This is a genomic window from Actinomyces oris (genome assembly GCF_001553935.1).
GTDB classification, from domain to species: domain Bacteria; phylum Actinomycetota; class Actinomycetes; order Actinomycetales; family Actinomycetaceae; genus Actinomyces; species Actinomyces oris_A.
Window position 1 is genome coordinate 1,119,730 of sequence record NZ_CP014232.1, and the last position, 13,803, is coordinate 1,133,532.

Consider the following 13,803-nt stretch of genomic DNA (forward strand, 5'->3'; position numbering starts at 1 on the left):
CACGAAGCCCCGGGCCCACCTGAGTGCAGAACTCAGGTGGGCCCGGGGACCTATCCCTGTGAGGGGTGGGAACTAGCGACCGGCGTCAGGCGCGGCGGCGGCTCACCAGCAGAGCCCCTCCCATCACGGCGACCACGGCGATGCCCAGAGGCAGACCGATCCTGGCACCGGTGCTGGCCAGCGGACCGCCCGCGGAACCGCCGGGCGCTCCCGGAGCCGCATTCGGCGCCGCCGAGCTGGTGGACGTCCCCGGCGCAGGCGCACCGGCCGACGACGAGTCACCCGCAGCGGTGGAGCTGCTCGCGTCAGCGCTGGGCTTGGCGTTCGGGTCCCCGTTCACGTCAGCATTCGGGTCCCCGTTCACGTCAGAGCCAGCACTGGCGCTCGGCGTAGCGGTCGGCTCGGCGCTCGGCGTAGCAGTCGCGTCCGCGGTCGGCTTGGCGCTCGGCTCCCCGTTCGCGTCGGCGGTCGGCTTGGCGTTCGGGTCCCCGTTCGCGTCAGCACTGGGCTTGGCGTTCGGGTCCGCACTAGCGTCAGCGGCCGGCTTGTCCGCCGGAGCGGCAGTGGCCTCGGCGCTGGGCTTGGCGTTCGGGTCCGCACTAGCGTCAGCAGCGGGCTTGTCCGCCGGGACAGCGCTCGCCTCAGCACTCGGCTTGGCGCTCGCCTCAGCACTGGGCTTCACGTTCGGGTCTGCGCTGGCGTCAGCGGCCGGCTTCTCAGTCGGAGCGGCACTCGGCGCAGCACTCGGCTCGGCGGAAGGCTTCGCAGTCGCGTCAGCGCTCGGCGTCGGCGACGGCACGGTGAGAGAGGCGTAGGAGCCGAGGAACTTCAGGTCCAGCACCTTCTCGCCAATAGTCACCTTCTGAGACGCGGGGGCCTTGAGGGTGTACCCGTCGACCTGAGCCTTGTCCACGTCCTGCTCAATGGTGCACTCAGTGCCCACGGGCAGCTCCGGACCGTTCACTGCCGTGCCATCGGCCTTGACCTTGAGGTCGCCCTTCTGCCCGTTGTCGCAGGTGTAGGTGAAGGTGAACTCCTTGTCCCCGACCTCGGCGCCCTTGACTGTGTTGGTCACCGAGAACGAGCCCTTGGCCTTCGTGTAGGTGTTGGTCATCGTCACCTCAGCCGTCTGATCCTTGATGATGGCGACGGTCTGCGGCTCCGGGGCGGTCAGCGTGTATCCCGCACGGAAGGCGGAGTCGGTGATCTCGGTGACGGTGCAGGTCGAGCCCGCCTGGACCTCCTCGGAGTGCTCCGAGGTCTTCCCGCCCTTCACCATCAGGAAGCCCGTGGTGTTGTCAGTGCAGCTGTAGGTGAACAGGAAGGTGGAGTTGCTGAAGTCGCCCTCGCCGGCCAGGGCCTTCGTGATCGTGAAGTCACCGTGATCCACGGGCACGGCGTCAGCGGAGTTGCTCAGTGTCACGGGTGTGAGCTCCTGGTCCGCGATGGTCGCGGTGCTGGCGCTCTGACCGTTCACCATGAAGGCCGGCTTGCCCCAAACGACACCTTCGGGAGTAGCCGAGGCATTCGTGGGGTCCTCGTTGAATGTGAGGACCGTTCCAACGGGGAAGATGTCCTTGAACACGGTCTTCGCACCGATGCCGAGGGTCATCTCGAGGTCACCACCAGTACCCTCCTGGTTGAGAGTGCCCGGGGCCTTCCAGTCCGGGTAGGCGCTGGCCTTCGCACCGCCGGGCAGGTCGTAGTGGACACTGACCTTGAAGGTGGTGTCCGCCGGCACCTTGCCGGTCTGCGTTCCGGTGAGGAGCTTGGTGATCTCGAATCCACCGAATCCGGGCTTCATCTCGACGTTGATGGAGAAGGACGAGGCGTAGTGCACCGCGTAGGAGCCCCGCAAGCTGGTTCCCAGCGCGGTGGCGTCATTCTTGTACCGCACACCGGGCTGCACCTTGCCGTTGCCGGTCTCAGGAGTCGACTCGTAGCGGACGATGTAGTTGCTACGCGGCGCGAAGGGACCGGTCACCTTGATGAAGGCGACGTCGCCGTTGAAGGTGACATCGAGGTCGAAGTCGCCCGCGCTGGTGTTCTGGTCCGTTCCGGCAGCGTCCGTGAGCTGGACGGAACTGGCGTTCTTACCCTCAGCGGTGCCGGTCTCCAGCCTCCACTTCGCCTTGTCGGCAACGTACTTCTGCCCGGGGCCGAGCTCGTCGGTGAACATGATGGTCGAACGTGTCTTGCCGTCCACGCTCAGAGACTGGCCGTTCTCCTCCAGCGCCGCCTTGATCTGGTCGGGGCCGAAGATCAGCTGCCAGGCAATCTTGTCGGAGTCGACATTCAGGTCGCTGGCCCACTTGGTGACCTTCTCCGGCTTGTAGGGGCCCTCGACGTAGGGGGCAATCTTCCCGCCGGGAACGGCCACAGTAGTGTCCGCACCGTTGGCCTTGACCGGCAGGTTGGGCAGATCTGAGGCCCCGTTAGCCACCACCAGCGACGCCCCGTTTCCACGCAGGTCCTTGAAGCCCTGGGCGACGATCTTGTCGAGCTCACTGTTGAAGGTGCAGGTGATCGTGCGCTCAGCCACCGAGCACTCACCCACCTTCGTGCTGACGCCATCGTGGTTGAGCATCATCGGCTCGGTGAGCTTGTCCTTGCTGCGGACCTGCTCGGGCAGTGCGATCTCGAAGGAGTCCCCACTCTTGGCCTTGGCCTTGCTGGCATCCCAGCTGAACTTCAGCTTGAGGTAGTCACCGCTCTGGATCGCGGTCTTGCTCGGGTCCTCCTCGCCGATGGCGTTGGAGGGGGTCAGTGACAGGTCGGAGACAGTGATCTTCGGGTTGATGGCGGCTCGGGCCTGCATGGGCAGGACCGTCAGCATCGCAGCAACCATCACCACGAGCAGGAGGAGAGCACCTGTGGCACGCACAGGCGCTCTGAGCGCTCTGGGGGCAGGGATCTTTGACACGGCAAACCTTTCGGGAGAAGTCCGGCACTCAATTGATGCGGTGCCGAACTTAAGTTCTATATTTACTGGTATCAATGGCGAAAATCTCAGGAGACGGTCACGAATCGGCTGCCGTTTTGCCTCGGAATGATGACGATGATGACGACTTCATCGCTAACCGCTCAGGTGGGAGAAATCCATTTTCGACGGCGCCCACCTTGCTCATCCCTCAGGCGGCCCCGGGGTTGCAGCCAACAACCGATCGTCAGCAGTATCGGCCGCAATTCCACCATCCATCCGGCATCCACTCCGCTCCGGACATCACCACGGACACAGACATCGCACCGGCCCCTCAGGCACGTAGTTGACTGAGATAATAGATTCATGAGTCCCACGGTTCGGGTGGGCGAGACCTCCGCCCTTGTCAGCAACCTCGTCAACCAGCTCGTACAGCGGTTGGCGGCCGACGACGCGCCTGAACGCCTCGTCGTCGGGTTCGCAGGTGCTCCCGGTTCGGGAAAATCAACGATTGCCGAGCAGCTGGTGACCGAGCTCAAAGCGGCGGACATCTTCGCCGGGCTGGTCGCCATGGACGGCTTCCACCTGTCCAACGCCGTCCTGGACGAGCTGGGGCGCCGCAACCGCAAGGGTGCGCCGGACACCTTCGATGTCGAGGGCTACCTGACGATCCTGGACCGAGTGCGGGCCGACGGCGCCCCTCGGGTCCTCGCCCCGGTGTACCGGCGCGATCTGCACGAGGCCGTGGCAGCCGGGAGCATCGTCAGCGGCACCGGCGTCGTCGTGACCGAGGGCAACTACCTCGCACTGGAGACGCGCGGTTGGGGTGCGGCGCGTGAGCGGATCGACCTGCTCATCCACATCGACGTGCCCGAGGAGGTGCTCGTGCCGCGGCTCATCAACCGGCACGAAGACTTCGGTAAGAACCCAATCGCGGCCGGCCACTGGGTGCGCACCGTGGACCTGCCCAATGCTCGCCTCATCGCCACAAGCGTCCACCGCTGCGACGAGGTCTGGCGTGACCCCGAGGACGACGACGAGTCCGACGTCGTCAACTGTGCCGACGACGCCGACGACGACCTCGAGTAGAGCCCCGGCCTGCACTGGCCTCACCAAGCCCGCGGGGCCACCGACGCGGGTCACGGCCGGCGGCCCATTCCGAGCCCTCAGTACTCGACGCTCAGATGCGTCCGCACGGTGGACTGAGACGGCATCGTTTCACTCCTCGGACTATCGTCACCGCGCGTATCCCCGCTGACGCTCCACCGTTGATCCGAGGCATCCCATGACACCCCCGACAAACACTGACGCAGTCACCGATGCAGCCGCCGAGAAGAGACAGGACCGCAGCGCCCGCATTGCGGTGACGGTCTTCCCGCTCATCATGTTCGGCGCCTTCCTCGCCGCCTTCTTCTCACCCTCCACCTTCGTGCCGCTGGCCGGCTACATGACGCCGTTGCTGGCCGTCACGATGCTTGGAATGGGGATGACCCTGTCCATCCCGGACTTCACGATGATCGCTCGTCACCCGAAGCCGGTCATTCTGGGTGTGCTCAGCCAGTACGCGGTCATGCCGCTGGTGGGTTGGAGTGTGGCGAACCTGCTGCCGCTGTCCCCCGAGCTCAAGGTGGGCATCATCCTCATCGGCTGCGTGCCCGGAGGGACGACGTCGAACGTGGTGAGCTACCTGGCCAAGGGCAACACGGCGCTTTCGGTGTCGATGACCGCCTTTTCCACGATGCTTGCCCCGATCGTCACCCCGTTGCTGACCCTGTGGCTGGCCGGGACCTACATGCAGGTACCGGCCGGGTCGATGGCGCTGTCGATTGTGCAGATCGTGCTGCTGCCGGTGGGCGCGGGTCTGGCCTGCAACGTCTTCTTCCACCGGCAGGTGGCACGGATCCAGCCGGCGATGCCGTGGGTCTCGGTCGTGGCGATCGCCGCGGTGGTGGCGGCCGTGGCCTCCAAGAGCCAGCCGCTCATCGCCACCGCGGGGCCGCTCATGTTCGCCGCGATCGCCTTGGAGAATGCGACCGGCTACGCCCTGGGTTACGCCGTGGCGCGGGCCTTCGGCGTCTCGCGGGCCGACCGACGCACGATCGGTATCGAGGTGGGCCTGCAGAACGCGGGGCTCGGTTCGACGCTTGCCCTGCAGTACCTGAGCGCGGCGGTGGCCGCACCCTGCGCGGTGGCGACCTTCTGGCACACGATCACCGGTTCCCTGCTGGCCATGTATTGGCGCCTGCGCGGGTTCCCGGCCGGAGAGGATCCGCATGCCACCGTGCGCGAACTGCGCCGTCGTGCCAAGGAGTCCTCGGCTGCGAGGTGAGCCACTGCTGTTAGGCGGAGAGCTGCGCGATCCGCCCCGGAGTGAGCGCCACGGCGCCGGCGACATCGCGCACACTATGCCCTTGAGCCAGCATGGCGTGCACTGACTCCTCCGTCGCGCTTCGCAAGGCCGCCTCGGCGGAGCGAAGAGCCATTCGGTCGTTACCGACCTTGAGTGCCCGCACGATGTACTCCGGCAGACCATCATCCGGAAGAAGACGGACGTCGATGACAGCCCCCTCCGGCAGATCCGCTGCAAGGATGATGGCATCGACAATCTCAGCGCGCACCGCTGCGAGAGTAGGAGCCCAGGTATGCGCCGTGGGTTCCTGAACGCACTGCGCCAGCCAGTTGTCCGCCTCGCGACTCACCGTCACGTCATACGTCGTCATCGTCTTGTCCACCCTTTCCCGAGGACCGGCGCAAGGTCGCGATCGATCGCAGCCAGCGTTCCCACCGGCACCTCTCCAGCATGTTGAGGAACAACAGTGAAGGCCCGAACCCCCTCGGCCGACACCACCTCGTACCGTCGATGCGAACCACGTTGACGAGTCATGACACCACCCAGCGCCTCGATCCGTCGGTTGAGCTCACGCACCTTCACGACAGCATTTTATTCACTAAACAACTCATGTGTACAGCCGCTTCACACCGCGCGGTAGATGATGGAAAGAGCGGGCACCAACAGGAGCTCGCTCATCCACCACGAGGGTTGGGGCCAAGAGGAGTCATATCCTCTTGGCCCCAACGACGGTCATGGGCAGGCAGCCGGCTCAGTCTAGCCATCGAGTCACTGTGCGTACCGACATCACCACCCGGCGTATAACCAGCTCGTGGCTGATGCGGCAAGCAGATCACTCGCAGGTAAGGCGCCAGTGCTCGATGAGGTCCACCATCTCGGCGCTGGTGCGGGCGGGGCAGTGGAACGGGGCACTGGAACGGCCCTCAAGCTCCGAGATTCCTCCTTGGCGGTAACGAGCGACCCACTTCGACAGCGTGGCACGAGCGATACCGGCTTCAGCCGCTACATGAGCGATGGGGCGACCGGCCTGGACACGCATCACGAACCGGTAGCGGCCCTGAGGCGTCAAAGGAGCGTTACGGTGGGGCATGGCAGCGGGGCTTTCTACTGTCGGAAGGATGATTCAGCACCACCCATCCTGACGGCCCACTGCCCCCCAACACCCCATATCTACAACCTCATGACCCACAACAGCTAGCCTATCTAGGCCGACAACAGTCTGGGCAAGGCGTTACAACTTCGGAAATAGGCGCACTTCTCAGTATTCATCAGTCCCAAGAATGTCAGCCTCGAGCCTATCCGCAATACTAACAACCCCCTCGATCGAATCTGTTATCTCATTTGCATCAATGTTTTGAAGAGGCACTGACGTAGTCACATATGCCATATCATCAATCATGGTGACACCCCCCAAAAGAGTGTCACCCAATCGTTGTGCAGCATAGATCACCTCGGGTGCATCAAGTTTACCGATCGGGGAACTCATCCTGCACCACTCAGTTCGAGACTCATTGAAGGCATGCTCAACAAGAACAATCTGACTTCTCAGGTCAGATACATTGAACACCAGCTTCAGTATGCTCTCACTCAACATTTCATACTTGTAAGTGCGATCTATGAATCGCACGAGATCGCTCCAGGTAGCCACAACAACACCTCCCTCGCCGCGCATCACCCCTATTCATTAGCCCTGTTTGCTGTCACAATGGGGGCAACGATAATTTTGAGCACCCGACACAATATAGAACGTGCCGCCACAGTTTCCACACACTCGACGGACATTTACATTTCCATGCGGACTCGCATCAGCTGTGTATGTGAACATATTCAACCTCCATGATGTCGCCCCATAAAGCCACCGCCATCCATCAGGATGTCGCAGCCCTACATTCCATGCCAACCCTTTTGGATTGACAACAGGAGGTTGGCAGCAAGAACAGCAAGAAAACAGTATAAAATTTTGTGCTTGATTTTTTGAGGCATGATGATAAAGTCACCCAGCCCTAGAATGTAATGAGAATCATTATTCTGTTATCATGCTTCTGACGTTGTCATAAAACTCGCTTCATAAGTATTCGGGGAAACAGACTCGTCCTGGTCGAACGGCGCTTGCCCGACATCCCGACCCGACGTGTCTATTCCACGAACCTCGGGGCCTACTGGTCGGGAGTTGACCGCACTCCACGGGCCCCCGAACCACGTGGAGTACACCCATGTTCTGGCCAGTAGAGCCCAGACCTCGTGCAGTACGGCCAAGCATCATCAGCACAGCCACGCGGCCACTCGCCGAGCCTGCATCACCTGGAAGTAACCTGCGGGATCGATCCTGCCCCTGCAGTACCTGAGCGCGGCGGTGGCCGCACCCTCGCGGTGGCGACCTTCTGGCACACGATCAACGGTTCCCTGCTGGCCATGTACTGGCGCCTGCGCGGGTTCCCGGCCGGAGAGGATCCGCATGCCACCGTGCGCGAACTGCGCCGTCGTGCCGAGGATTCGTCACCTGCAGGCGACTGACGGCGCGGGAGAGGGCGGACTCAACGACCGTGTAAGCCACACAGCACCACCGGCGTTGCCGGCAACGATGGCGTACAGTTGACGTGCCACCGCGTTACGGCGCGGAGAGGAAGTAAGTGCCGGTGCACCCGTGTCGTCATGTGGGCCCGGCGCTTGCGCTGTAACCGTTACTACTCCGGTCACCGGGTACACTCAAGCCGCTCAGGACAGTAGCCCTGCGAAGTGGACCCGGCAGCCTTCCGGACGGTGGGCGAGCCGGGTTTCGCGCACCAACGGGGCGGCTCGCGCAACTAGTTCTCCGTCCAGCACGACGTTGGGGTCGAGAGGAGCCACATCCTCTCGACCCCAACGTCGATCAAGGGCCTGCAGCCGACGGTCGCAGGCTCACAGCATGCAGGAGACGCAGCCCTCGACCTCGGTTCCGGTCAGGGCGGCCTGACGCAGGCGGATGTAGTAGAGGGTCTTGATGCCCTTGCGCCAGGCGTAGATCTGGGCGCGGTTGACGTCACGGGTGGTGGCCGTGTCCGGGAAGAACAGCGTGAGGCTCAGCCCCTGATCCACGTGCTGGGTGGCCACGGCGTAGGTGTCGATGATCTTCTCCGGGCCGATCTCGTAGGCGTCCCGGTAGTACTCGAGGTTGTCATTCGTCATGAAGGGCGCCGGGTAGTAGACGCGGCCGATCTTGCCCTCCTTGCGGATCTCCACCTTGGCCACGATCGGGTGAATCGAGGAGGTGGAGTTGTTGATGTAGGAGATCGAGCCGGTGGGCGGCACGGCCTGCAGGTTGCGGTTGTACAGACCGCCCTTCTTGACCCTCTCAGCCAGCGCGGCCCAGTCCTCACGCGTGGGCACGTGCACGCTGGAGGCCGCGAAGATCTCCTTGACGCGCTCGGTGACCGGCACGAAGTCCTGGGTCACGTACTTCTCGAAGAACTCGCCGCTGGCGTAGGTCGAGTCCTCGAAGCCCACGAAGCTCTCCCCGCGCTCCACGGCCATCTCGTTCGACGCCGTCAGGGCGGCGAACAGGACGCTGGCGAAGTAGACGTTGGTGAAGTCCAGGCCCTCCTCGGAGCCGTAGTGGATGCGCTCGCGCGCCAGGAAACCATGGAGGTTCATCTGCCCCAGGCCGATGGCGTGCGACTCGTGGTTGCCCCGGTCGATGGAGGGCACGCTGGGCAGGTGGGTCTGGTCGCTGACGGCGGTCAGGCCGCGCACGGCGGTGCGGATCGTGCGGGCGAAGTCCGGGGAGTCCATCGTCTTGGCGATGTTGAGGCTGCCCAGGTTGCAGGAGATGTCCTTACCCACGTGGGCGTAGGTGAGGTCCTCGTTGAGCTCGCTGGGCTCGGAGACCTGCAGGATCTCGGAGCACAGGTTGGACATGACGACCTTGCCCTTGATGGGGTTGGCCTTGTTGACCGTGTCCTCGAACATGACGTACGGGTAGCCGGACTCGAACTGGATCTCGGCCAGAGTCTGGAAGAAGGTGCGGGCGTTGATCTTCTTCTTCTTGATGCGCCCGTCGTCCACCATCTCGCGGTACTTCTCGGTGACGTTGATGTCCGCGAAGGGCATGCCGTAGACGCGCTCGACGTCGTAGGGGCTGAAGAGGTACATGTCCTCGTTGTTGCGGGCCAGCTCGAAGGTGATGTCCGGGATGACGACGCCCAGCGAGAGGGTCTTGATGCGGATCTTCTCGTCGGCGTTCTCACGCTTGGTGTCCAGGAAGCGCATGATGTCGGGGTGGTGGGCGTGCAGGTACACGGCCCCCGCACCCTGGCGGGCACCGAGCTGGTTGGCGTAGGAGAAGGAGTCCTCCAGCAGCTTCATGACGGGGATGACGCCGCTGGACTGGTTCTCGATGCGCTTGATGGGGGCGCCCATCTCCCGCAGGTTGCTCAGCAGGAGGGCCACTCCCCCGCCGCGCTTGGACAGCTGGAGGGCGGAGTTGATGCCGCGGGCGATCGACTCCATGTTGTCCTCGATGCGCACGAGGAAACAGGAGACGGGCTCCCCGCGCTGGGCCTTGCCCTCATTGAGGAAGGTGGGGGTGGCCGGCTGGAAGCGGCCGGACATCATCTCGTCGACGAGGTCGAGGGCCAGCCGCTCAACGCCGTTGGCCAGGGTGAGGGCCACCATGGTGACGCGGTCCTCGAAGCGCTCCAGGTAGCGCTTCCCGTCGAAGGTCTTGAGCGTGTAGGACGTGTAGTACTTGAAGGCGCCCAGGAAGGTCTCGAAGCGGAACTTGTGGGCGTAGGCGGCCTTGAAGGCGGACTTGACGAACTCCGGGGAGTACTTGTCCAGGATGTGGCCCTCGTAGTAGCCCTCCTCGACCAGGTACTCGAGCTTCTCCTCCAGGTCGTGGAAGAAGACCGTGTTCTGGTTGACGTGCTGGAGGAAGTACTGCCGAGCCGCCTCATGGTCGGCGTCGAACTGGATTCTGCCCTCCGCGTCGTAGAGGTTCAGCTTCGCGTTAAGCGCGTGGTAGTCCAGCTCCGGGGAGGACACGGTCTCAGAGCCGGTGTCCGTCAGCGTGTCTGCCAAAAGTCTTCCAATCCTTCTTTGACGCGTGCGACGTCCGTGGGGGTGCCGAGCAGCTCATAGCGGTACAGGAACGGCACCCCCAGCTTGCTGGCGATGATGTCACCCGCCAGGCAGTAGGCCTGGCCGAAGTTGGTGTTGCCCGAGGCGATGACGCCCCGGCACAGGGCCCGGTTGTCCGGGTTGTTGAGGAAGGCGATGACCTGCTTGGGCACCGCTCCCTTGACGGAGCCGCCACCGTAGGTGGGCACGACTAGGACGTACTCCTCATCCACGGTCAGCGGCGGGTCCGTGCGCCTCAGGGGGATGCGCGCCGTCGGGAAGCCGAGCTTGCCCACGAATCGGTGCGTGTTCTCCGAGGTGGAGGAGAAGTAGACCAGCAGAGGCCCGCTACTCACGGCGCGCCCCCGCGGCCTCAGACCGCGACGGACTCGACGGCCAGGGCGAGGGTCTTGATCTTGTCCGGACGGAAGCCGGACCAGTGGTCCTCTCCGGCGACGACGACGGGGGCCTGGGCGTACCCCAGGGACTTGACCTGCTCGAGGGCCTGGGCGTCCAGGGAGATGTCCACCGTCTCGTAGGACAGGCCGGCCTTGTCCATGGCGCGGTAGGTGGCCGTGCACTGGACGCAGTTGGGCTTGCTGTAGATGGTGATCGCCATGTCCGTCTCTTCCTCAGGGTCGGGTGGCGGTGACTGCGGCCCGTCCCCTGACAGGGACTGCGCCGGCTGCACCACACGCTTGTCATTCACGGGAGGCCAGAACGGCCCCGCGGAGCAAGACACTACCCCTTGGGGTGATCCGGGTCCATCACCCCTAGATAGTGTGTTCAACGTGGGCCTGTGCACACCACCCCTCCCCTCTGTGGAAAACCTTGATCTCACTGTGGACGGCTGGTGGAGACAGTCCGTGGACGCCTCGCCGGAGGCCCTCGACCCCACCTCCACAATCCGCACAACGATGGTCCTGCACGGGTACGACATCTATTCGCGTCCCTTAACCACAGGCAGGACCGGCCGTCGTCGGCTCTCTGCCCCCAGCCCTGGGGATGAAGCCGCAGAATTCACCCTCTCAGACGCACCCGTTCGGCGTGTCGCCACATCCAGCGAACACCCAGCAAACAGTCGAGACCGCAGGTAGTTGAAGGAGATTGTTCCGACCGGCACCCCATGCCCACAACACGAAGTCCCGAGACGACGCGAGACGCGAGGGGTACCTCGGAGTATGCAGCCTCACACCGAACCAGAAGCCAACGCCCTAGCGTGATTTATATAGACGGACATATCGTTATGTTATCGTAATAATACGGTTCCCAACCCACCTCCCCCAAGGACATCCTCATGCAGCAGGTGTTGAACGATCTACCACTGACACTGGCCTACATCGGTGCCGACCTGGTGGCGCTCGCCATCCTGGTCGGGGCCCTCTACATTCCGCGCCACGGACGCCGAGACCTCGTGGCCGCCTATATCGGCGTCAACGTCGGCGTCCTGGCTGTCACCCTGCTGCTGTCAACGAGCGACAACGTCGGGGCCGGACTGGGCCTGGGACTCTTCGGCGTCCTGTCCATCATCCGCCTGCGCTCCTCCTCCCTGGCCCAGGGGGAGGTGGCCTACTTCTTCGCGGCCCTGGCCCTTGGCCTGCTCGGCGGCATCAAGACCCACCTCATCATCGTCACCATCCTCATGGCTCTCATCCTCGCCTCCCTGTGGGTGGGTGACCACCCGGCACTCATGCGCCGCAACCGCAACCAGGTCGTCACCCTTGACCGAGCCATCAGCGATGAGAACGAGCTCATCACCGAGCTCGAGGACCTACTCGGCGCCCAGGTGCGCAGCGTCGACCTCAAGAGCCTGGACCTGGTCAATGACACCACCATCGTCGAGGTCCACTATCGACTGTCTCCTCGCTCCCGTGCAGCGAGGCCCGCTCAGCCACCGGCCCCCCAGGTGCAGCAGGAGAAGGCGGCGCAGGGTCCCCACCTGGTCCAGGAGGCTCCGCCTCAGGCCCCTGTTCAGGTCGCTGCTCAGGCCGCCAGCCAGGCCCAGCCCGCCAGTCAGCAGCTCTGGCCCGAGGCCCCCGTGGCCGACAGCGCCGCGAGAGCCGCCACCGCACCACCCCGGTACGACTGGATCACCGGTCACCGCCAGCAGCGCATCTCCCAGCACTCCCAGCAGCACGCCCAGGTGAGCAACCCTCCATCCTTGGTGCAGCCCCGCTACAACTGACCACACTGCCCACCTCACCGCCGGCACCACCGGCGGCAGGGGCAGCACCACATCAGCGCCGCGCATCCAGGACGTGGTGCACCCGCCGCGTTCTCGCCAAGCAGCCACCGCATCCCCGCACCACCGCTGCCGCCCAGCAGCACCGGCCCCCACCTCGCGATTCCCGTTCCCGAAAAGGACTGCACCGTGCTGAACACCGACGGCATCAACACGATCACCCTCGCCGAGCTCAACTCCGAGGCGAGCCTCCTGACTCGCATGGACCGCAAGTACCTGGTGCCCCCGGGAGACACCCAGCACGTCATCAACCACCTGGCCCCGCGGGCACAGGTCCTCCAGATCGACGGCCTGCGTCGCTTCCGCTACGCCTCGACCTACTTCGACACCCCCGGCCTGGACGCCTTCTTCCTGGCGGCCCGCAAGCGCCGTCGGCGTTACAAGATCCGCACCCGCACCTACCTGGACTCCGGCCTGTGCTTCCTGGAGGTCAAGACCAACGGGTCGCGCGAGGCCACGGTCAAGGACCGTTTCAAGTACGACCCCGACAACGCCGACCGCGTCACACCCGACGGTCGCCTGTTCGTCATTGAGCGCCTCGTGGAGTCCGGCACCTGCTCCTCGGACGAGGCGCGCACGATCGCCGATGCCCTCGTCCCGGTCATGGACTCCACCTACAGCCGTACCACCCTGCACCTGCCCCACGACGAGGCCCGCGCCACCTTCGACACCCAGCTCACCTGGGACCTGTTCGGCCCCGACGGGAAGCGCCTGGGGCAGGGCGTCTCAGTGGATCACCTCAACGTCGTCGAGACGAAGAACCCCTCCACGGCCTCCCCCACGGACCGTCTCCTGTGGAATCAGGGGCACCGACCGGCCCGGATCTCGAAGTACGCCACCGGGTTGGCCCTGTTGGACGCGAGCCTGCCCACCAACCGGTGGAACCGCACCATCAAGCGGGACCTGGGGCGCTACTGGCGTCAGGTCCGGTCGCGCCAGCTCGCGGCCTGAGCAGCACCGTCACGCCTCCACCTCACCCCTCATCAGCGCCTCCGCCAGTCACGGGCCTCGCCCGTATGCGGGGGCGCTGTTGGCCGTCTCATGCCGCGGCACGGCAAGTCATGCCTCCCCCATGCCCTGTTCACAGCGCGCTCATGGAATGCACCCGTTGACTGTTTCTCACCGGACGGAGCCGCACAACGCCGCGGCGCGCTGAGGGCGCAGCCCTGTTGCCCACCCCGCGGCCAGGCCCCGTCA

13 protein-coding genes are annotated in these 13,803 nt (G+C 64.4%); 5 read left to right on the top strand and 8 right to left on the bottom strand.

Translation table 11 applies throughout. The features are described from left to right. Window positions 1-85 precede the first annotated feature (85 nt). Window positions 86-2,923 (bottom strand): DUF5979 domain-containing protein, encoded by a 2,838-nt coding sequence (locus AXE84_RS04740; protein WP_060957040.1) that lies wholly within the window; start codon window positions 2,921-2,923, stop codon window positions 86-88. Between the two features lie 363 nt (window positions 2,924-3,286). Between AXE84_RS04740 and AXE84_RS04745 the strand changes: the two genes are divergently transcribed. Further along, complete coding sequence (locus tag AXE84_RS04745; protein ID WP_060957041.1) at window positions 3,287-4,009, top strand: NB-ARC domain-containing protein; 723 nt, start codon at window positions 3,287-3,289, stop codon at window positions 4,007-4,009. Window positions 4,010-4,205: 196 nt separating this feature from the next. Then, window positions 4,206-5,249, top strand: coding sequence for a bile acid:sodium symporter family protein (locus tag AXE84_RS04750; protein ID WP_060957042.1), 1,044 nt, complete (start codon window positions 4,206-4,208; stop codon window positions 5,247-5,249). A gap of 10 nt (window positions 5,250-5,259) precedes the next feature. Here AXE84_RS04750 and AXE84_RS04755 read toward each other — a convergent pair whose 3' ends face one another. The 4 genes from AXE84_RS04755 to AXE84_RS12850 all read right to left on the bottom strand — a co-directional run bounded on the left by AXE84_RS04755 (window position 5,260) and on the right by AXE84_RS12850 (window position 6,918). After that, window positions 5,260-5,640 carry a hypothetical protein gene (locus AXE84_RS04755; protein ID WP_003788402.1) on the bottom strand — a complete coding sequence of 127 codons (381 nt, stop codon included), beginning with the start codon at window positions 5,638-5,640 and terminating at the stop codon, window positions 5,260-5,262. Beyond that, complete coding sequence (locus AXE84_RS12530; RefSeq protein ID WP_003788403.1) at window positions 5,637-5,852, bottom strand: type II toxin-antitoxin system HicA family toxin; 216 nt, start codon at window positions 5,850-5,852, stop codon at window positions 5,637-5,639. The genes AXE84_RS04755 and AXE84_RS12530 overlap by 4 nt, the downstream gene beginning before the upstream one ends. A gap of 250 nt (window positions 5,853-6,102) precedes the next feature. Further along, window positions 6,103-6,360 (bottom strand): helix-turn-helix domain-containing protein, encoded by a 258-nt coding sequence (locus tag AXE84_RS13050; RefSeq protein WP_081093073.1) that lies wholly within the window; start codon window positions 6,358-6,360, stop codon window positions 6,103-6,105. A 168-nt stretch (window positions 6,361-6,528) separates the two neighbouring features. After that, entirely contained in the window at window positions 6,529-6,918 is a 390-nt protein-coding gene (locus tag AXE84_RS12850) for a hypothetical protein (RefSeq protein WP_150116250.1), read from the bottom strand. Window positions 6,919-7,640: 722 nt separating this feature from the next. On the opposite strand from AXE84_RS12850, the gene AXE84_RS12855 reads away from it, so the two are divergent. Beyond that, window positions 7,641-7,784 (top strand): hypothetical protein, encoded by a 144-nt coding sequence (locus tag AXE84_RS12855; protein WP_236750160.1) that lies wholly within the window; start codon window positions 7,641-7,643, stop codon window positions 7,782-7,784. 384 nt (window positions 7,785-8,168) lie between these two features. On the opposite strand, the gene nrdE is transcribed toward AXE84_RS12855, so the two are convergent. Genes nrdE through nrdH form a run of 3 tightly spaced genes read right to left on the bottom strand, consistent with a single transcriptional unit; the run spans window position 8,169 to window position 10,983 of the window. Then, the gene (gene nrdE / locus AXE84_RS04760; RefSeq protein ID WP_060957043.1) at window positions 8,169-10,325 is read right to left on the bottom strand and encodes a class 1b ribonucleoside-diphosphate reductase subunit alpha; all 2,157 of its coding nucleotides are present in this window, start codon (window positions 10,323-10,325) and stop codon (window positions 8,169-8,171) included. Next, entirely contained in the window at window positions 10,310-10,720 is a 411-nt protein-coding gene (gene nrdI, locus AXE84_RS04765; RefSeq protein WP_003783687.1) for a class Ib ribonucleoside-diphosphate reductase assembly flavoprotein NrdI, read from the bottom strand. Before nrdI ends, nrdE begins: the two co-directional genes overlap by 16 nt. A 17-nt stretch (window positions 10,721-10,737) precedes the next feature. Then, window positions 10,738-10,983: a glutaredoxin-like protein NrdH gene (gene nrdH / locus AXE84_RS04770; RefSeq protein WP_003788409.1), complete on the bottom strand. Its 246-nt coding sequence runs from the start codon at window positions 10,981-10,983 to the stop codon at window positions 10,738-10,740. A 678-nt stretch (window positions 10,984-11,661) separates the two neighbouring features. On the opposite strand from nrdH, the gene AXE84_RS04775 reads away from it, so the two are divergent. Further along, window positions 11,662-12,549, top strand: a complete 888-nt coding sequence (locus AXE84_RS04775; protein WP_060957044.1) for a DUF4956 domain-containing protein — start codon at window positions 11,662-11,664, stop codon at window positions 12,547-12,549. Window positions 12,550-12,735: 186 nt separating this feature from the next. Next, window positions 12,736-13,557, top strand: coding sequence for a polyphosphate polymerase domain-containing protein (locus AXE84_RS04780; protein ID WP_060957045.1), 822 nt, complete (start codon window positions 12,736-12,738; stop codon window positions 13,555-13,557). Window positions 13,558-13,803 lie beyond the last annotated feature (246 nt).